We start from the raw sequence: 18,057 nt of genomic DNA, 5'->3' as shown, positions 1-18,057 counted from the left end.
TCCCGGGTGGATCAGGCGGCGCCGATGCGCACGTCGAGCCCGAGATCGAGGGCGCGGGCGGAGTGCGTGAGCGCGCCGACCGAGATCACGTCGACGCCCGTCTCGGCGATCGCGCGCACGCTCTCGAGCGACACACCGCCGGACGCCTCGACCGTCGCCCGGCCCGCGACCTGCGCGACGCCCGTGCGGAGGTCGTCGAGAGAGAAGTTGTCGAGCATGATCGTGCCGATGCCGGCGGCGAGCACGGGCTCGATCTGCTCGAGCCGGTCGACCTCGACCTCGATGTGCGTCGTGTGGGGGAGGAGGTCCTTCGCGCCGAGGAGCGCGGCCGTCGGCGAGACACCCTTCTGCGCGAGAACGGCGAGGTGATTGTCCTTCGCCATGACGGCGTCCGACAGCGAGTGGCGGTGGTTGCGTCCCCCGCCGTCGCGCACGGCCTTGCGCTCGAACGCGCGGAGCCCCGGCGTCGTCTTGCGCGTGTCGGCGATACGGACGCCGGTGTGCGCGACCTCGGCCACATAGGTCCCGGTGAGGGTCGCGATCCCCGACATGCGCTGCACGAAGTTGAGGCCGATGCGCTCGGCCGTGAGCACCCCGCGCGCCGGACCTGTGACGACCGCCAGCACCGCGCCGGGTTCGAACCACTCGCCGTCGTCGACGACGAGTTCGACGTCGATCGTCGGGTCGGTGAGCCGGAATGCCGCCGCGAACACCTCGCCACCCGAGAACACGCCGCGCTCGCGCGCGACGAGATCGGCGCGGGCGAGCGCGTTCTCAGGGATCAGCGCCTCGCTGGTCAGATCGCCCCACGGTGCGTCCTCCTCGAGGGCGGCGGCGACGGCGCGGTCGATCACGGCGCGGGTCAGCATGCGACGGGCTCCTTCGAGAGGTGCGGGGAGGGGGAGTGCGAGGCGGCGTTCGCGCTGCGAACCTCCGCGAGGTGTGCGGGAGCCTCGGCGGGCGTGCCGTCGGAGCGGAAGTGCGCGCCGACAGACTCCCGGCGCGCGATGGCGGCGGCGACGAGGTGCTCGGCGACGAGGAGCAGGTTCTCGTCCTCGAAGTCGTGCTCGGTGACCGGGGTGCGCTGCGTGGCCCGCCAGATCGAGATGACGGATGCTGCGTGCCCGAGGCCCGCGTCATCCCGCATGAGTCCGGCGTCGTCCCAGAGCAGCTCCTGCAGAGCCGCCCGCGAGAACGCCGGCGCGTCGACGCCCCGGTCCTGGCGTTCCGCAGTCACGAATGGCGAGCCGGTCGCCTGCGCAATCGCACTTTGCGACTGCGGAGCAGGGCGACGCCCAGGGGCGGCCGGCCAGGATCCGGAAGCCGCATCCCTGGCGATCACGTCGCCGGCACGCGCGCCGAAGACCGCGCCCTCGAGCAGCGAGTTCGACGCCAAGCGGTTGGCGCCGTGCACGCCGGTGCGGGCGGCCTCGCCCACTGCGTAGAGCCCGGGCAGGGTGGTGCGGCCGAACAGGTCGGTGCGGACGCCGCCCATCAGGTAGTGGGCGGCAGGGGTCACCGGGATCGGCTCGCGCGCCCAGTCGAGGCCCCGTTCGCGCACGGCACGATCGATCGTCGGGAAGCGGCGCGCGAGGAACGCCGCGCGCTCGGCGGCGTCCTCCGAGTGGATATGGGTCGCGTCCAGGAACACCGGGCGGCCCTGCTGGGCCTCCATCTGCCGCGCGATCGCGCGGGCGACGACGTCGCGGGGCGCGAGCTCGCCGTCGGGGTGGGCGTCGAACGCGAAGCGGCGGCCGCGCTCGTCGACGAGGGTCGCGCCCTCGCCGCGCACCGCCTCCGACACCAGGAACGAGTCGCCCACCGCCAGGACCGTCGGGTGGAACTGGAAGAACTCGAGGTCGGCGACGTCGGCGCCGGCACGGATGGCTGCGGCGATGCCGTCGCCTGTGGCCACCTCGGGATTGGTCGAGTGCGCGTACAGTTCGCCCGCGCCGCCCGTCGCGAGCACGACCGCGGCGGCAGTGATGATCTCGCGGCGACCGGGCTCGGCATCCGTCTCTCCGACGATCAGCTCGACGCCGCTGACGCGACCGTCCGTCACGACGAGGTCGACGAGGAATGCGTGCTCGATCACCGCGACGTCGCTGGCGCGCAGCCGTGCGACGAGCGCCTTCTCGATGGCCGTGCCGGTGGCGTCGCCGCCGGCGTGGAGGATGCGCGGGTAGGAGTGCGCGGCCTCGAGCCCTTTCACGAATCCGCCGGTGTCGTCGCGGTCGAACGCGACGCCGAGAGCGATGAGCTCACGGATCCGCGCGGGCCCCTCGTCGACGAGCACGCGCACCGCGGCCGGATCGCTCAGGCCGGCTCCCGCGACCAGCGTGTCGCGCACGTGGTCGTCGGCACGGTCGTCGTCGAACATCACCCCGGCGATCCCGCCCTGTGCGAAGCGGGTGTTGGCGTGCTCGAGCACGTCCTTCGTCACGAGCGTGACGCGGCAGCCGCGCTCCACCGCGTGCAGGGCGGTGAGGAGCCCGGCGATGCCCGAGCCGACCACGATGGTGCCCGGCCCGCCCGCGGTTTCGTGCACCGTCATGAGGCGTTCTCCCACGCCGCCGAGGGTGCCGCCGGGGGCTTGGCCGCCAGCATCCGCTCCAGCGCCACGCGTGCCGGATCCGCGACGGAGGCCGGCACCGTGATGCGGTTGCGCACCTCTCCCGCGACGAGTCCCTCGAGCACCCACGCGAGGTAGCCGGGGTGGATGCGGTACATCGTCGAGCAGGGGCACACGACCGGGTCGAGACAGAAGATCGTGTGCTGCGGGTGGTCGGCGGCGAGCCGCTGCACGAGGTTGACCTCGGTGCCGATCGCGAACGTGGTCGGCTCGGTCGCGGCCTCGATCGCCTTGCGGATGTAATCCGTCGAGCCGGCCTCATCGGCGGCGTCGACGACCTCCATCGGGCACTCGGGGTGGACGATGACGCGCACACCGGGGTGCTCGGCGCGGGCCTTGTCGATCTGGTCGACCGAGAAGCGGCGGTGCACCGAGCAGAAGCCGTGCCACAGGATGACGCGGGCATCGGCGAGCTGGCCGACGGATGCCCCGCCCAGGGGCTTGCGCGGATTCCACATCGGCATCTGCTCGAGCGGCACGCCCATCGCCTTGGCCGTATTGCGGCCGAGGTGCTGGTCGGGGAAGAACAGCACGCGGCGTCCGCGCTGGAACGCCCACTCCAGCACCGTCCGGGCGTTCGACGACGTGCACACGATGCCGCCGTGGCGTCCGACGAAGCCCTTGATGGCGGCGGAGGAGTTCATGTACGTCACGGGGATGACGGGCACGAGGCCTTCGGCATCCGTCGCATCCATGTCGCCGTAGACCTCGGCGAGCTGCTCCCAGCACTCCTCGACCTGATCGATGTCGGCCATGTCGGCCATCGAGCAGCCGGCGGCGAGGTTCGGGAGGATCACGGCCTGCTCGGGACGCGACAGCAGATCGGCGGTCTCGGCCATGAAGTGGACGCCGCAGAACACGATGGCCTCGGCATCGGGGTGCTCCAGCGCCGCGTTCGCGAGCTGGAACGAGTCGCCCACGTAGTCGGCGTGGACCACGACCTCTTCGCGCTGGTAGAAGTGCCCGAGCACGACGACGCGGTCGCCGAGTGCGGCCTTCGCGGCGCGGATGCGCTCGTCGAGCTCGGCCTCGGACGCCTCGCGGTACTCGCGGAGAAGCTCGCCCTGGCGCGGTGACCCGGTGGGGATGACGTCGCCCATCGACGAGCCGGGGCCATAGCCGGGACGGGTGTCGAAGTCCCAGGGCCCGGCGGCGAGATCTGTGTTGCAGGTCTCGCCGACGACGGCGCCCGCGACGATCGCCTGGATGGCATGGTCGACCGAGGCATCCAGTTCGGGGCGGGGCTGGAGGGTGATGTTCACGGCAGGCATGTCGGGTGCTCCGTTCGGGGGTCAGTGGCGGGCGTCGAGCGGGCCGCGGTCGGCGAGTTCGACGTCCTGGTTGTAGCGGTAGAGCCGCGCGGGGCGGTGGCTTCCGGTGCGGAAGCGGTCGGTGGGGATGAGGGTGCCGGAGTTCTCGACCTGACGGCGGAAGTTCGCCGGGTCGAGGCGCCGACCGAGGATCGCCTCATAGACCTCTCGCAGGTCGGCGAGCGTGAACTCGTCGGCGAGGAGGCCGTGGGCGATGCGGCTGTAGCCGACCTTGTTGCGCAGGCGCCACAGCGCGTAGCCGACGATCTCGTTGTGGTCGAAGGCGAGTTCCGGAAGGGCGGCCGCGTCGAACCACTGCACGTTCTCGACCGAGCCGTCGGTGATCTCGTCCGCGCGCAGCAGCGCCCAGTAGACGATCGAGACGACCCGCGTGGGCGAGCGGTCGACGGCGCCGAACGCGTACAGCTGCTCGAGATAGCTCGGTGCCAGCCCTGTCGTCTCGGCGAGGGTACGGGATGCCGCGGCATCCAGTCCCTCCGTCGCGTCGAGCCATCCGCCGGGGAGTGCCCACTGGCCCTCGTGCGGGTCGCGCGTGCGTCGCACGAGCGGGAGCACGACCTGCACGGCGTCGCTTCCGGCGAGCCGGCGGAGCGTGAAGATGACCGTCGACACCGCCACGCGGATCGTGTCGGTCTCGGCCGGGGCGCCGGGGGAGTGGGGTTCAGATGCTGTTCTGGTCATGGTGACTCTAACTGTCTGGTCCGATCATAGTGTCACTCTGACCAGAAGCCAAACCCCCGCCGTAACACCCCTCGGGCGCCCGTCCTCACCTGAACCGTTGCCAAGACGTGACGTATACAGCGGGTTCCCAGGATGCGCAGGAGCGGGAATGTTTGTTAGGTTTACGTTCAAACATTTGTTAAGACTCAGTACTTAATGGATGCACGGGTGCCCGCGCACCTCCTCCCTGCAATGCCGCACGAGAGAAAGAACCAACGATGATTCGAAACGCGAAGCGCCGAGCGGCGCTCATCGCCGTCGCCGGGGCCGCCATCCTCGGTCTCGGCCTGTCGGGCTGCGCCACCGGCGGCGGCAACGACAGCGGCGATTCAGAGGGCCGCACGTTGCGGGTCTGGGCAGGAAGCCAGACCCCCATCGAGGCGAACTTCAACCCGTTCTCGCCGAGTGTCCTCCACGCCGCGCTCGGCCCGATCTACGAGCCGCTGTTCTTCTACAACAAGACCGCGGACGACGCGCCCGAGCCCATGCTCGGCGAGAGCTTCGAGTACAACGAGGACGGCACCGTCATCACGGTGACGCTCAAGGACGGCGTCAAGTGGAACGACGGTGAGGACTTCACCGCCGAAGACGCCGCGTTCACGTTCAACTACGAGCCGAACCACCGCGACGGTCTCATCTCGGCCGAGGCGACAGACGACACCACCGTCGTGCTCACGTACGAGACGCCGCAGTTCACGAATGAGTTCCAGATCCTCGGCACCACCTGGATGCTGCCCGAGCACATCTGGTCGGAGGTCGACGATTACACGACCTTCACCGACGAGGAGCCGGTCGGCACCGGTCCGTACGTGGTCGACAAGGTGACGGATGCCTCGTACACGGTGGTCGCGAACGACGAGTTCCGCGACGAGGGCGTGCCGGCGATCAAGAAGGTGCAGTACATCGGCATCGACGCCAACCAGTCCGCGCAGGACCTGCTCACCGCCGGCGAACTCGACTGGACCGGCATGTTCGTGCCGAACCCCGACTCGGTGACCTCGAACGGCGTCATCAGCATGCTGAACACGCCGCAGGACCCGACCGTGCTCTACACCTGCTCGAACGCCGAGCTCGGCTGCACGGGTCCGCAGACCGACGTGGCCGTGCGCCAGGCGCTCAACGTCGCGATCGACCGCGGGACCATCAAGGAGAAGGCGTTCGTCGGCCTGACCGGCGACATCTCGCCCACCTTCGCGCTGCTGCCGCGCGACCAGAAGTGGGTCGCCGACCCGACGGCCGAGGTCAGCCCGCAGTCGCCCGACGCCGCGGCCGCGGGTGAGATCCTCGAGGCCGCCGGCTACACCAAGGGCGGCGACGGCTTCTACGGCAAGGACGGCGCCCCGATCGAGCTGAGCCTCATCTCGGTCGACGGCTGGACGGACTACAACGACGCCGCCAAGCTCATCAGCGAGCAGGCGGCAGAGGCCGGCATCAAGGTCAACGCGTCGACGGTGCAGTGGCAGGAGTTCTCGGACGCCCGCCAGACCGGTCAGTACCAGCTGATCATGGGCGGCGTCATCGGCACGTCGGTCGCCGACCCGTTCCAGATCTACAAGGACTGGTTCGCCGGCGAGTCGACCTCCGAGGTCGGCCAGGAGGTCCCCGCGGGCCGCTGGAACTTCAGCCGCTACGACAACGCGATCGTGAACGAGGCCGTCGCCGCGGCCGCCGCCACCGACGACGAGGCCGTCAAGCAGGAGGCGTACGCCACCCTGCAGACCGAGATCGTGCGCGACCTTCCGTACATCCCGCTGGTGATCAACGCCACCCAGACGTTCTTCAACACGAAGGACTTCACGGGCTGGCCGACCGAGGACGACCTGTACGCCTTCCCGCCGGCCTGGGGCTCGGTGGCGGCCGGCTACGTCCTCCAGCACCTGGAGCCGGTGAAGTAATGCGGAACCGGGCAGAGGCCGCGGCACGGAGGAGCGGGCTGCGATGAAGTTCTATGCGCGGCGGATCGCGTTCTATGTGGTGACACTCTGGGCGACGATCTCCCTCAACTTCCTCCTGCCGAGGCTTCTGCCCGGCGACCCCGCCGACATCCTGCTCGCGAAGATGCAGCGCGCCGGCGGGGAGCTCAGCGAGACCACGGTCCGCAACATCAAGACCCTGCTCGGCGGCGACTCGTCGTCGATGTGGGACCAGTACCTCGCGTACTGGGGCCGGATGCTCCAGGGAGACCTCGGCGTCTCCATCACGAAGTATCCGGCCCCGGTCACCGACCTCATCGCCGCGGCGCTGCCGTGGACGGTGATCCTGGTCGGTCTCGCGACCGTCATCTCGTTCGTCCTGGGCGTCGGCATCGGCGCCTGGGTGGGGTGGCGCCGCGGCACGTGGGTCGACCACCTCGTGCCGTTCACGACGGTGCTGCAGTCGATTCCCTACTTCTGGCTCGCGCTCGTGCTCGTCGCGATCTTCTCGGTCGCGCTGGGCTGGTTCCCGATCTTCGGCGGCTACGACGTGTGGGCCTTCCCGGAAGGCCCGGAGTGGAGCTGGGCCTTCATCGGGAGCGCCGTCTACCACGGGTTCCTTCCCGCCCTGACGATCGTCCTGAGCTCGGTGGGTGGGTGGCTCCTCGGCATGCGCAACATGATGGTGTCCACGGTCTCCGAGGACTACATCGTCACCGCCGAGGCCAAGGGGCTGAAGCCCGTGCGCATCCTGCGCACCTACGCGACCCGCAACGCGGCGATTCCGTCGATCGCCGGGTTCGGCATCTCGCTCGGCTTCGTCGTGGCGGGCTCCATCGTCATGGAGCAGGTGTTCACCTATCCCGGCATCGGCAAGCTCATGATCCAGTCGGTGCAGAACAGCGACTACGCGCTGATGCAGGGCGTCTTCCTGGTGATCACGATCGCGGTGCTCGCGGCGAACTTCATCATGGACATCGTCTACGGATTCATCGACCCGAGGGCCCGCCACAATGTCTGAGAGGCTCGAAGTGACCGACACGTCGACCGACTACGAGAGCGTCCCCGAGACCCTCTCCGACCGCACGATCGACCCTGCACTCATCGCACCGGGCGCGATGATGTCGCCGCCGGTCGGCGCCGACGTCGAGGCAGCCCGCGACGAGGCGCGCGCCGCGCGCCGCGGCTTCCGCCAGCTGCTGCCGCGGATGTCGCTGAAGCTCGCGCTCGGCCTCACCATCGTCATCGGCATCACCCTGTTCGGCATCCTCGCGCCGCTGTTCTGCCAGGATCCGACCGACTCCGACAACCCGGCGCTCTCGCCGCCGAGCGCCGAGCACTGGCTGGGGACGACCAAGCTCGGCTACGACGTGTTCGCGCAGCTCGCGTGGGGCACGCGCGGATCGCTCATGGTGGGCATCGTCGCCGGCCTGATCGCCCTGATCCTGTCGATCGTGTTCGGCATCATCGCCGGCTACAAGGGCGGATGGTGGGACGAGGTCCTCTCTCTCTTCACGAACATCATGCTCGTCATCCCCGGTCTGCCGCTCGTGATGGTCATCGCCACCTACATCCCCGGCAGAAGCTGGGTGCTGGTGGCCCTCGTTCTCGGGATCACCGGCTGGGCGGGGTCCGCGGTGGTGCTGCGCGCGCAGGCGCGCTCGCTGCGGTCGCGTGACTACGTCGCGGCCAGCCGTGTCGCGGGGGAGAAGACGGCGCGCATCATCCGCGTCGAGATCCTCCCGAACCTGCTGCCTCTGCTCGCGGCCCAATTCCTCTTCGCGATCATCTTCGCGATCCTCGGCGAGGCGGGCCTGTCGTATATGGGACTCGGGCCGACCGGCTCGATCACGTGGGGCACGATGCTCAACGACGCGCAGACCGGCCAGGCGCTCGGCACCGGTGCGTGGTGGTGGTTCGTGCCGCCCGGCCTCATGATCGCGCTGCTCGGCGCGGGGCTCTCGCTTATCAACTTCTCGATCGACGAGATCATCAACCCGAAGCTGCGGCTCGCACCCGAGAACGCCCGGCGGGTGCGCAGGGCCAAGCGCGCCGGGCGGGGCGTCGAGTCTGTCCATCTCACGAACGGAGCCGAGGCATGAGCGGCGACGCCGTCCTCACCGCGAGGAACGTCTCGATCGAGTACGAGGTCGATCCGCCCGTCAAGGCGGTGCGCGACGTCTCGCTGACCCTCAACCGCGGTGAGATCCTCGGCCTCGCCGGTGAATCCGGTTGTGGCAAGTCCACCCTCGCGTACGGCATCAACCGGCTGCTCAAGCCGCCGGCGCTGATGACGGCGGGCGACATCGTGTTCCACGACCGCTCCGGCGAGGACATCGACGTCGTCGGCCTCGCCGACGAGGACCTGCGCCGGTTCCGGTGGGACAAGGTGTCGATGGTGTTCCAGGGGGCGATGAACTCACTGAATCCGGTCATCAACGTGCGGGCGCAGCTGTTCGACGTGTTCACGACGCACCGTCCGGGGATGTCGAAGCGCGAGAAGCAGCGGCGCAGCGAGGAGCTCCTCGAACTGGTCGGCGTCGACCCCGAACGGCTCACGAGCTTCCCGCACGAGCTGTCGGGCGGCATGCGACAGCGCGTAATGATCGCGATGGCGCTCGCGCTCGACCCGCAGGTCATGATCATGGACGAGCCGACCACCGCACTGGACGTCGTGGTGCAGCGCGGCATCATCCGCGAGATCATGCGCCTGCGCGAGAAGCTCGGTTTCGCCGTCATCTTCATCACGCACGACCTGCCGATGCTGATCGAGATCTCCGACCGCATCGCGGTGATGCTGCAGGGCGAGATCGTCGAGCTCGGCACCGCGACCGACATCTACCGCACGCCGCAGCACGACTACACGAAGAAGCTGCTGTCGAGCTTCCCGAGCCTGCGCGGCGACCGCGGCGACTTCGTGCGCACCGGCCATCAGCCCATCTCGGCGACGCTGGGCGCGGCCTCAGCAGAAGGAGGGGCCGCATGAGCGCCCACCACCCGGCCGCGCGGGCACCGCGCACCCTCGAGGCGCGGAACCTGGTCAAGGACTTCCGGCTGCGCAGCGGCCTGAAGTTCTCCACCCTCCACGCGGTCAAGGACGTGTCGTTCACGCTCGAAGCCGGCCGCACCATCGCGCTGGTGGGGGAGTCCGGGTCGGGCAAGTCGACGATCGCGAAGATGCTCGCCCGGCTCGAGACGCCCACGAGCGGGCGGATCCTGCTCGACGGGACACCCGCCGGCGGCCGCAGCCGTGACGTCGCCGCGTATCGCGGCGACGTGCAGATGGTCTTCCAGGATCCGTTCGCGTCGCTGAACCCGTTCCATTCGATCGAGCACCACCTGGAGCGTCCCTTGCGCATCCACAACCCGGGGATGGGCAGGGACGAGGTGCGTCAGCGCGTGCTCGAGCTCCTCGAGAGGGTGCGCCTCACGCCCACCGACAAGATGGCCGAGCGGCGTCCGCACGAGCTGTCGGGCGGTCAGCGCCAGCGCGTGGCGATCGCGCGGGCGCTCGCGCCCGGAGCGCAGTTCATCATCGCCGACGAGCCGGTCTCGATGCTCGACGTGTCGATCCGCCTGGGCGTGCTGAACCTGCTGGCGCAGCTGCAGCGCGAGGACCATCTCGGGGTGCTGTACATCACGCACGACCTCGCCACGGCCCGGCACTTCTCCGACGAGATCCTGGTGATGTACCGCGGCGACATCGTCGAGCGAGGACGCGCGGACGACGTGATCCTCGATCCGCAGCACGAGTACACACGCACGCTCCTGGGCGCCGCGCCCGATCCCGAGAACCAGGGGATGCTGCGCGACGAGGTGCGGAGGGAGCTCGCCGCCGAGCGCCGCTGACCCGCCCTCGCGCGCTGGCGCTCCCGACACGCCCGGGCGGCCGATCGGGGTCCTCTCCCAGCCTCGATGCGTAGCCTGACGAGACGGATCCCGTCGGGCGGAAGGGGTGGGGATGATCGTCGTCGACGTGATCGTCGTCCTCCTCCTCGTCGCCGCCTGCGTAGCCGGTGTCCAGCGTGGCTTCTTCGCCAGCATCGGCACCCTGGCGGGCCTCGCGGCGGGCGCCTTCGCGGCCTTCTGGCTGACCCCGTTGGTGAGCGCGTGGGTGCCGTCGCCGGTGTGGCGCGGTCCCGCCGTGCTCCTCACCGCCCTCGGGCTGGTCTTCGCCGGCGCGGCGGTCGGCTCGGCGATCGGCTCGGCCCTGCGCTCCGGCGCCGACCGGCTGAAGCTCCGGGGGATCGAGCGCTTTCTCGGCGGCATCGCGTCGGTCGTCGCGGCGATCCTCGCCCTGGCGCTCGTCGCACCGGCGATCGCGGTGGCGGGCATCCCCGTCATCTCGTCGGCCGTGGCGTCCTCGGCCATCCTGCGCGGCATCGAGGCCGCCACCCCCGACCCCGTCGCCGCCGCCCTCGCACAGCTGCGCGGCGCCGTGCTCGATGACGGCCTGCCGGGGCTCGGGCTGCTGCTCGGACCGGGGACCGCGGAGCCCGCGCCCCCGGTCGCCCTGGACGATCCCGAGCTGCAGCGGGCGGCAGCATCCGTCGCCCGCGTGTCGGGGAATGCGTACGCGTGCGGGCGCGGATCTTCGGGCACCGGCTTCGTCGTGGCCGAAGACCGGGTCGTCACCAACGCCCACGTCGTCGCCGGCGTCGACACGCCCATCGTCGAGCTGCCGGGGGTGCCCGCACGGGAGGGGCGCATCGTCTACTTCGACCCGATCGACGACCTCGCGGTGATCGCCGTGGACGACCTCGGCGGAACAGCCCTGCCGTTCTCGCCCACACTCGCGGCGGGTGCCGCCGCGGTCGTGCAGGGCTACCCCTACGGCGGCCCGTTCACGATGGTGCCGGCGAGCGTGCAGTCGGTGGGTGTCGCCAACGTGCCGGACGTGTACGACACATCGTGGAACCCGCGCGAGATCTATTCGCTGCAGGCGGTCGTGCGCCCGGGCAACTCGGGCGGCCCGCTGCTGACGGGCGACGGCGAAGTCGCGGGGGTCGTGTTCGCGCGCGCCGAGGACGAAGACGACGTCGGCTACGCCATGACGATGGCCGAGCTCACCCCGGTCGCCGATCGTGCTCCCTCGCTCACGAACACCGTGTCGACGGGCTCGTGCGTCGGCTGACGGCGCCGACCGGTATGCTTGCTGCGCAAGTCAATAACGGCCCATCACCCGGGCGGGAGAGCCTCGGCAGCGTGATCGCCGAGCACCGAAGGAGCAAGCCTCCCCGCCAATCTCTCAGGTACGCGTACCGTTCGGGCAGGCCGACTCTGGAAAGTGATTCCAGCGAAGCGAGAATCCGGTTGAGTAAGGCGCCCCGGCGCCGCATCGAAACCACTCTCGTGAGATGAGCGCTCCGCGTCTCCAGCTCGTCGTGATGAATCCGCCGACGGTGAAAACCCGCTCCCTCGCAGGACGGGTGAAACTCTCAGGCCCATGACAGAGGGGGAGTTCACAGACGTCGCTCGGCGTCTGCCCGTCCGCGACCGGGAGAACTCATGACGGAACTCCGTACGACTGCCCTGCACGACCGCCACGAGGCGCTCGGCGCCTCCTTCACCGACTTCGGCGGCTGGCTCATGCCCGTGCGCTACAGCTCCGACCTCGCCGAGCACCACGCCGTGCGCACCGGCGCGGGCCTGTTCGACATCTCGCACATGGCCGAGTTCCTCGTGAGCGGGTCGGGCTCGGGCGCGTTCCTCGACTACGCGCTCGCCGGCGCCCTCTCGCCGATGCGCGTCGGCAAGGCGAAGTACTCGCTGGTGCTCGCCGAGTCCGGCGGCATCGTCGACGACGTCATCGTCTACCGCCTCGCCGAGGACCGGTTCCTCGTGATCGCCAACGCCGGGAATCGGGATGCCGTCGCCGCGGCGTTCGCCGACCGCATCGACGGCTTCGAGGTCGAGCTCGAGGACCAGACCGACGACATGTCCCTCATCGCCGTACAGGGACCCGCCGCGCGGGAGATCGTCGAGGCGACGGCGGGCATCGCCGGTGTCGCCCCCGCATTCGCCGACCTGGGCTACTACGCGTGGTCGTCCGGGACGTTCGATGGCGAGCCCCTGTTCATCGCGCGCACCGGGTACACCGGCGAGGACGGCTTCGAGCTCCTCGTGCCGAACAGTGCCGCGGCCGCGCTCTGGGACGCCCTGCTCGCCGCCGGCGAGCCGCGAGGCCTCGTCCCCGCAGGACTCGCCGCGCGCGACACGCTGCGCCTGGAGGCCGGCATGCCGCTGTACGGCCACGAGCTGTCGCTCGACATCGTCCCCGCCCAGGCCGGCCTCGGCCGCGTCGTGGCGGTCGGCAAGGAGGACTTCGTCGGCAAGGCGGGCCTGTCCGCGGTGGTCGCATCCGACGCCCCCGTGCTCGTCGGGCTCGCCGGTGAGGGACGCCGCGCCGGCCGCGCCGGCTACGCCGTGTTCGACAGCGCCGACACCGCCACCCCGGTGGGCGAGATCACGAGCGGCGCGCTCAGCCCGACCCTGGGGCATCCCATCGCGATGGCGTTCGTCTCGCCGGCCGCGAGCGCTCCCGGCACCGAGCTCTTCATCGACGTGCGGGGGACCCGCATCCCCGCGACAGTGACCGACCTGCCCTTCTACCGGAGGAACAAATGACCGATCTCACCGCCCTCAAGTACACCGCCGAGCACGAGTGGGTCGCCCTCGACGGCGACGTCGCGACCGTCGGCATCACCTCGTACGCCGCCGACAAGCTCGGCGACGTCGTGTTCGTCGAGCTGCCGGCCGTGGGCAGTTCGGTGACCGCGGCCACCGTCGTCGGCGAGATCGAGTCCACGAAGTCGGTCGGCGAGCTCTACGCGCCGCTGACCGGCGAGGTCGTCGCGGTCAACGACGCCGTCGTCGACGATCCGTCGCTCGTGAACGCGGACCCGTTCGGCGCCGGCTGGCTCGTCAAGATCACGGTCGACCCCGCGTCCGTGGCCGACCTCCTCGACCGCGACGCGTACATCTCGCTCACGGGCGGCGCCGAATGACGGGCCTGTTCGCCGACCGTCACATCGGGACGGATGCCGCGGCCCAGCGCATCATGCTCGACGCCCTGGGCTACGACAGCGTCGACGCGCTCGTCGAGGCGGCGGTTCCGGCATCCATCCAGGTGAAGCCCCGTGCCACGAGCGACATCCCGCCTGCGGCGACCGAGGCCGAGGCTCTCGCCGAGCTGCGCGTGCTCGCGTCGCAGAACCGCGCCGCGCGGCCGATGATCGGGCTGGGCTACTACGACACGCTCACGCCGTCGGTGATCGCCCGCAACGTGCTCGAGAACCCGTCGTGGTACACCGCGTACACGCCGTATCAGCCGGAGATCTCGCAGGGGCGTCTGGAGGCGCTCATCAACTTCCAGACGATGGTGACCGACCTCACCGGGCTCGCGACCGCGAACGCGTCGATGCTCGACGAGTCGACCGCCGTCGTCGAGGGCATGCTGGTCGCGCGGCGCGGCTCGAAGTCCGCCTCGAACGTGTTCGTGGTCGACGCCGACGCGCTGCCGCAGACGAGGGCGCTGCTCGCGCATCGTGCCGCCGCGGTCGGGATCGAGCTCGTCGAGCTCGACCTCGCCCGGGGTGCGACCCTTCCCGACGAGCTGTTCGGCGTGCTGGTGCAGTACCCGGGCGCGTCGGGCCACGTGTGGGACCCCTCCGGGGTCGTCGACGCCGCCCACGTCGCCGGCGCGCTCGTCGTCGCGGCAGCCGACCTCCTCGCCCTCACGCTGCTGCGCTCGCCGGGCTCGTTCGGCGCGGACGTCGCGGTGGGAACGACACAGCGCTTCGGCGTGCCGCTCGGCTTCGGCGGTCCGCACGCCGGCTACATGGCCGTGCGCCAGGGACTCGAGCGGCAGCTGCCCGGCCGCCTCGTCGGCGTCTCGCAGGACGCCGCCGGGCACCCCGCCTACCGCCTCGCGCTGCAGACCCGTGAGCAGCACATCCGCCGCGAGAAGGCCACGTCCAACATCTGCACGTCGCAGGTGCTGCTGGCCGTCATGGCCTCGATGTACGCCGTCTACCACGGCCCTGACGGCCTCCGCGCGATCGCGACCGATGTCGCGAAGAAGGCGGAGGCGCTCGCCGCCCGGCTGCGCTCGTACGGACTGTCGCTGCGGTCGGACGCGTTCTTCGACACCATCCGCGTCGCCACGCCGGGGGCCTCTCGCCGCGTGATCGATCGCGCCCGGGAGCGCGGCTACCAGCTCTTCTGGGTCGACGATGCGACGGTCGGGGTCTCGGTCGACGAGACCACCACGGCCGACGATCTCGCCGCGGTCGCGTGGGCGTTCGGCCTGCCCGAGAACGAGTTCCTCGGTGCGGGCGAGCAGGGCGAGCGCGTGCTCTCCTTCACGGATGCTGCGCCCTTGGCGGGCGTGCCGGCCGGGCTGCACCGCGTGGAGGAGTTCCTCACGCACCCGGTGTTCAACTCGCACCGGTCCGAGACGGCGATGATGCGCTACCTCAACCAGCTGTCCGACCGCGACTACGCGCTGGACCGCGGCATGATCCCGCTGGGCTCGTGCACGATGAAGCTCAACGCGGCGACCGAGATGGCCGCCGTGTCGTGGCCCGAGTTCTCGCGCGTGCATCCGTTCGCACCCGAGGACGACGTGCACGGCTACCTCGCGATGATCGAGCAGCTCGAGGTGTGGCTCGCCGAGGTCACCGGGTACGACGCGGTCTCGCTGCAGCCCAACGCGGGCTCGCAGGGCGAGCTCGCCGGCCTCATGGCGATCCGCGGCTACCACCGTGCGAACGGCGACCTCGACCGCACGGTGTGCCTCATCCCGTCGTCGGCGCACGGCACGAACGCGGCGTCCGCGGTGCTCGCGGGCATGCGCGTCGTCGTCGTCGCGTGCGACGAGGCCGGAAACGTCGACCTCGACGATCTGCGCGCGAAGATCGCGGCGCACGCCGACGAGCTCGCGGCGCTGATGATCACGTACCCGTCGACGCACGGCGTCTACGAGCACGACGTGCTCGACATCACGCAGGCCGTGCACGACGCCGGCGGCCAGGTCTACGTCGACGGCGCGAACCTCAACGCACTGCTCGGCTACGCGCGCTTCGGCGACCTCGGCGGCGACGTCTCGCACCTCAACCTGCACAAGACGTTCGCCATCCCGCACGGTGGCGGCGGTCCTGGCGTCGGGCCGGTCGCGGCGAAGGCGCACCTCGCGCCCCACCTCCCGTCGCATCCGCTGTCGCAGCGCAAGGACCACGCCGGCGGCGTCTTCGACGGCGGACCGATCTCGGCCGCACCGCACGGCTCGGCCGGCATCCTCCCGATCTCGTGGGCGTACGTCCGCATGATGGGCGCCGAGGGCCTGCGCAGCGCCACCGCGGCTGCCGTGCTCGCCGCGAACTACATCGCGGTGCGGCTGCGCGACCACTACCCGGTGCTCTACACCGGCGAGGACGGGCTCGTGGCCCACGAGTGCATCCTCGACCTCCGTCCACTCAAGGAGGCGACCGGCGTCTCGGTCGACGACGTCGCCAAGCGCCTCATCGACTACGGCTTCCACGCCCCGACGATGTCGTTCCCGGTCGCGGGCACGCTCATGGTCGAACCCACGGAGTCCGAGGACCTCGGCGAGATCGAACGCTTCATCGAGGCGATGATCGCGATCAAGGCCGAGGCCGACCGCGTCGCCGCGGGCCAGTGGCCCCAGGGCGACAACCCCCTCGCGAACGCCCCGCACACCGCCGAGTCTGTCGTCTCCGATTCGTGGGACCACCCGTACTCGCGGGAGACCGCCGTGTACCCGATCCACACCCTGGTCCGCACGAAGTACTGGCCCCCCGTCCGCCGCATCGACCAGGCCTACGGCGACCGCAACCTCGTCTGCGCCTGCCCGCCCATCGAGGCCTTCGCCTGACGAACCCCGAGCGACGGGATGCCGGTGCCCGCGGCATCCCGTCGCTCTGTCGTCCCCCTGTCCCCTCGCGCTCGCGCCCTCCCACCGGTGTCCGTGCCTAGGCGTGGGCCGTGGGCCGCCGCCCTGCCCCGACCCACGCGCCCGCCGCCCGCTCGGGCCCGGGCGGCGGCCGCCGGCGCCTCCGCCGCGCCGGCCCGCCGGTGCGCCGGTGCCCGGGCCTGGGCACCGGCGCACCGGGCCCGCCCGCTCACGCTGGGTCCGCCCCACCCCCCCCGGGCGGCGAGAATCCATCTGATTGCCGAGACCTCGGAGAACGCCCAAGGTCTCGTCCTCCGGATGGATTCTCGCGGCGACGACGGTGGCGGCGACGACGGCGACGGCGACGACGACGGCGACGACGACGACGGCGACGACGACGGCGACGGCCGCGCAGCGGAGCGAGGGCGGGCGTTCAGGCGTCGGGGGTCGGGGATGTCGGGTGAGGCGCGCGCGATGCGATGGCCCGCTTCAGCGAGAGCAGCGCCGCAGCGTTCTCGGGGGCGCACGGTCGCAGGCCCGCTCCGCGAAGGATGCCGCGCAGCGGCGAGATGGTGGTGGCCTCGGTCCAGCCCCAGTGGACGACAACGCGCCATTGCTCGCGAAGACGCGTGTCCCTGGCTGCTTGACGCCGGAGGAGGGTACGCGGGTCGCCGAATCGGCCGTCGTACTTGAGATCGCCGTCCGCTTCTGCGAGGACCGACTCGATCGGCCATGCGAAGTCCGCCCGGTCTTCGATTCCTGACGATGACATCGATGTCCGCTGGAGCTCTGGCGCCGGGTACCCGAGCCACTCGATCACCGCGCGACTGACCGACTCGAAGGGCGTCTCCGACGAGGACGTCGCCCGAGAGAGCGGCCAACGCGCGAGCCGTCGGCCGCGGCTGCTCGCGCGCGCTTCGTTGAGCCTCTCGACACCCGCCCGGTCCAATGCGGAGTCGAGGCGAAGCGCCGAATCCGCCACCGCGAGACCGATCGCGGGGTGCCGTGCGCGGGCGAGATCCACGGCGCACTCCGCGAGCGATGAGACTGTGAACCCGCCGATCTCGGCGAGTTCGCGCTCGTCGGTCGTCGTGTGCCAACGGATGCCGCCGACCAGGCGCGAGGATGTCCGCGAGGCCGCAAGAGCATGGACGACGAGGGGATCGCCGAAGACCGCTGCGCCGTAGAGTGCGGCGGCGGATTCGTGCGTCGGGATCAGCCCGGGGTGCTGGAGCAGCGCGGCGTGCACTCGGGCGAGGTAACGATCCCATGGTGCGAGCTGGGCCCACGCGCCGGCAGGCACATAGACCCCTGCCCGCACACGTTGGAGCTCGCCCCGCGCGATCGCACGTTCCGGATGGGGCACCTCCTCAGTTCGGAACAGCGGTACCGGACTGGGCCGGGCAGCGAGCGCGCCCTCGACTATCGGCATCCGTCCACGATCGCGTCCCCCGGCGGTCTCGCGCGCCGGTGAACGCCTACCTGTGGGCCCCCGCCGCCTCCCCGCCCCCTGTGGAGGAGGCCCTGCGCACCATCGCCCCCAGCGCG

Annotated in this window: 14 protein-coding genes and 2 riboswitches; of the genes, 9 read left to right on the top strand and 5 right to left on the bottom strand. The window is 70.7% G+C overall.

Annotated elements, in window-relative coordinates:
* Positions 1 to 11: 11 nt before the first annotated feature.
* The 4 genes from nadC to J2Y46_RS17945 are packed head-to-tail and all read right to left on the bottom strand — an operon-like array spanning position 12 to position 4,644.
* Complete coding sequence (gene nadC / locus J2Y46_RS17960; RefSeq protein ID WP_310244196.1) at positions 12 to 869, bottom strand: carboxylating nicotinate-nucleotide diphosphorylase; 858 nt, start codon at positions 867 to 869, stop codon at positions 12 to 14.
* Entirely contained in the window at positions 863 to 2,554 is a 1,692-nt protein-coding gene (nadB, locus tag J2Y46_RS17955; protein ID WP_310244194.1) for an L-aspartate oxidase, read from the bottom strand. Before nadB ends, nadC begins: the two co-directional genes overlap by 7 nt.
* Complete coding sequence (gene nadA, locus J2Y46_RS17950; protein WP_310244191.1) at positions 2,551 to 3,903, bottom strand: quinolinate synthase NadA; 1,353 nt, start codon at positions 3,901 to 3,903, stop codon at positions 2,551 to 2,553. Before nadA ends, nadB begins: the two co-directional genes overlap by 4 nt.
* 21 nt (positions 3,904 to 3,924) lie before the next feature.
* Entirely contained in the window at positions 3,925 to 4,644 is a 720-nt protein-coding gene (locus J2Y46_RS17945) for an NrtR DNA-binding winged helix domain-containing protein (protein WP_084695429.1), read from the bottom strand.
* Positions 4,645 to 4,901: 257 nt separating this feature from the next.
* On the opposite strand from J2Y46_RS17945, the gene J2Y46_RS17940 reads away from it, so the two are divergent.
* The 9 genes from J2Y46_RS17940 to gcvP all read left to right on the top strand — a co-directional run bounded on the left by J2Y46_RS17940 (position 4,902) and on the right by gcvP (position 16,491).
* Entirely contained in the window at positions 4,902 to 6,578 is a 1,677-nt protein-coding gene (locus J2Y46_RS17940) for an ABC transporter substrate-binding protein (RefSeq protein ID WP_045296792.1), read from the top strand.
* A 43-nt stretch (positions 6,579 to 6,621) separates the two neighbouring features.
* Positions 6,622 to 7,617, top strand: coding sequence for an ABC transporter permease (locus J2Y46_RS17935; protein ID WP_045296794.1), 996 nt, complete (start codon positions 6,622 to 6,624; stop codon positions 7,615 to 7,617).
* 97 nt (positions 7,618 to 7,714) lie between these two features.
* Positions 7,715 to 8,698, top strand: a complete 984-nt coding sequence (locus tag J2Y46_RS17930) for an ABC transporter permease (RefSeq protein ID WP_396653214.1) — start codon at positions 7,715 to 7,717, stop codon at positions 8,696 to 8,698.
* Entirely contained in the window at positions 8,695 to 9,582 is an 888-nt protein-coding gene (locus J2Y46_RS17925; protein ID WP_045296795.1) for an ABC transporter ATP-binding protein, read from the top strand. The genes J2Y46_RS17930 and J2Y46_RS17925 overlap by 4 nt, the downstream gene beginning before the upstream one ends.
* Positions 9,579 to 10,445 carry an ABC transporter ATP-binding protein gene (locus J2Y46_RS17920; RefSeq protein ID WP_045296797.1) on the top strand — a complete coding sequence of 289 codons (867 nt, stop codon included), beginning with the start codon at positions 9,579 to 9,581 and terminating at the stop codon, positions 10,443 to 10,445. Before J2Y46_RS17925 ends, J2Y46_RS17920 begins: the two co-directional genes overlap by 4 nt.
* A 112-nt stretch (positions 10,446 to 10,557) precedes the next feature.
* Positions 10,558 to 11,730 (top strand): MarP family serine protease, encoded by a 1,173-nt coding sequence (locus J2Y46_RS17915; RefSeq protein WP_310244184.1) that lies wholly within the window; start codon positions 10,558 to 10,560, stop codon positions 11,728 to 11,730.
* Between the two features lie 43 nt (positions 11,731 to 11,773).
* Positions 11,774 to 11,870: riboswitch (glycine riboswitch) on the top strand.
* Positions 11,871 to 11,935: 65 nt separating this feature from the next.
* Positions 11,936 to 12,059: riboswitch (glycine riboswitch) on the top strand.
* Between the two features lie 45 nt (positions 12,060 to 12,104).
* The gene (gene gcvT, locus J2Y46_RS17910) at positions 12,105 to 13,223 is read left to right on the top strand and encodes a glycine cleavage system aminomethyltransferase GcvT (protein ID WP_310244181.1); all 1,119 of its coding nucleotides are present in this window, start codon (positions 12,105 to 12,107) and stop codon (positions 13,221 to 13,223) included.
* Positions 13,220 to 13,603, top strand: coding sequence for a glycine cleavage system protein GcvH (gcvH, locus tag J2Y46_RS17905; RefSeq protein ID WP_045296801.1), 384 nt, complete (start codon positions 13,220 to 13,222; stop codon positions 13,601 to 13,603). The genes gcvT and gcvH overlap by 4 nt, the downstream gene beginning before the upstream one ends.
* Positions 13,600 to 16,491 carry an aminomethyl-transferring glycine dehydrogenase gene (gene gcvP / locus J2Y46_RS17900; protein WP_310244176.1) on the top strand — a complete coding sequence of 964 codons (2,892 nt, stop codon included), beginning with the start codon at positions 13,600 to 13,602 and terminating at the stop codon, positions 16,489 to 16,491. The genes gcvH and gcvP overlap by 4 nt, the downstream gene beginning before the upstream one ends.
* 451 nt (positions 16,492 to 16,942) lie before the next feature.
* Here the strand turns inward: gcvP and J2Y46_RS17895 are convergent, their stop codons facing one another.
* Complete coding sequence (locus tag J2Y46_RS17895; RefSeq protein WP_310244173.1) at positions 16,943 to 17,812, bottom strand: hypothetical protein; 870 nt, start codon at positions 17,810 to 17,812, stop codon at positions 16,943 to 16,945.
* Between the last annotated feature and the right edge of the window lie 245 nt (positions 17,813 to 18,057).

This window comes from Microbacterium sp. BE35 (assembly GCF_031457705.1).
GTDB classification, from domain to species: Bacteria; Actinomycetota; Actinomycetes; order Actinomycetales; family Microbacteriaceae; genus Microbacterium; species Microbacterium trichothecenolyticum.
Note: the sequence above shows the minus strand (reverse complement) of the source record. Positions and strands in the feature narration are given on the sequence as shown.

Excerpts from the sequence above, each read along its gene's own strand:
- J2Y46_RS17945 (WP_084695429.1), bottom strand. The coding sequence starts at position 4,644 with ATGACCAGAACAGCATCTGAACCCCACTCCCCCGGCGCCCCGGCCGAG.
- J2Y46_RS17920 (WP_045296797.1), top strand. The coding sequence starts at position 9,579 with ATGAGCGCCCACCACCCGGCCGCGCGGGCACCGCGCACCCTCGAGGCG.
- nadC (WP_310244196.1), bottom strand. The coding sequence starts at position 869 with ATGCTGACCCGCGCCGTGATCGACCGCGCCGTCGCCGCCGCCCTCGAG.
- gcvP (WP_310244176.1), top strand. The coding sequence starts at position 13,600 with ATGACGGGCCTGTTCGCCGACCGTCACATCGGGACGGATGCCGCGGCC.
- gcvT (WP_310244181.1), top strand. The coding sequence starts at position 12,105 with ATGACGGAACTCCGTACGACTGCCCTGCACGACCGCCACGAGGCGCTC.
- J2Y46_RS17940 (WP_045296792.1), top strand. The coding sequence starts at position 4,902 with ATGATTCGAAACGCGAAGCGCCGAGCGGCGCTCATCGCCGTCGCCGGG.
- J2Y46_RS17930 (WP_396653214.1), top strand. The coding sequence starts at position 7,715 with ATGATGTCGCCGCCGGTCGGCGCCGACGTCGAGGCAGCCCGCGACGAG.
- nadA (WP_310244191.1), bottom strand. The coding sequence starts at position 3,903 with ATGCCTGCCGTGAACATCACCCTCCAGCCCCGCCCCGAACTGGATGCC.
- nadB (WP_310244194.1), bottom strand. The coding sequence starts at position 2,554 with ATGACGGTGCACGAAACCGCGGGCGGGCCGGGCACCATCGTGGTCGGC.
- J2Y46_RS17915 (WP_310244184.1), top strand. The coding sequence starts at position 10,558 with ATGATCGTCGTCGACGTGATCGTCGTCCTCCTCCTCGTCGCCGCCTGC.
- gcvH (WP_045296801.1), top strand. The coding sequence starts at position 13,220 with ATGACCGATCTCACCGCCCTCAAGTACACCGCCGAGCACGAGTGGGTC.
- J2Y46_RS17935 (WP_045296794.1), top strand. The coding sequence starts at position 6,622 with ATGAAGTTCTATGCGCGGCGGATCGCGTTCTATGTGGTGACACTCTGG.
- J2Y46_RS17925 (WP_045296795.1), top strand. The coding sequence starts at position 8,695 with ATGAGCGGCGACGCCGTCCTCACCGCGAGGAACGTCTCGATCGAGTAC.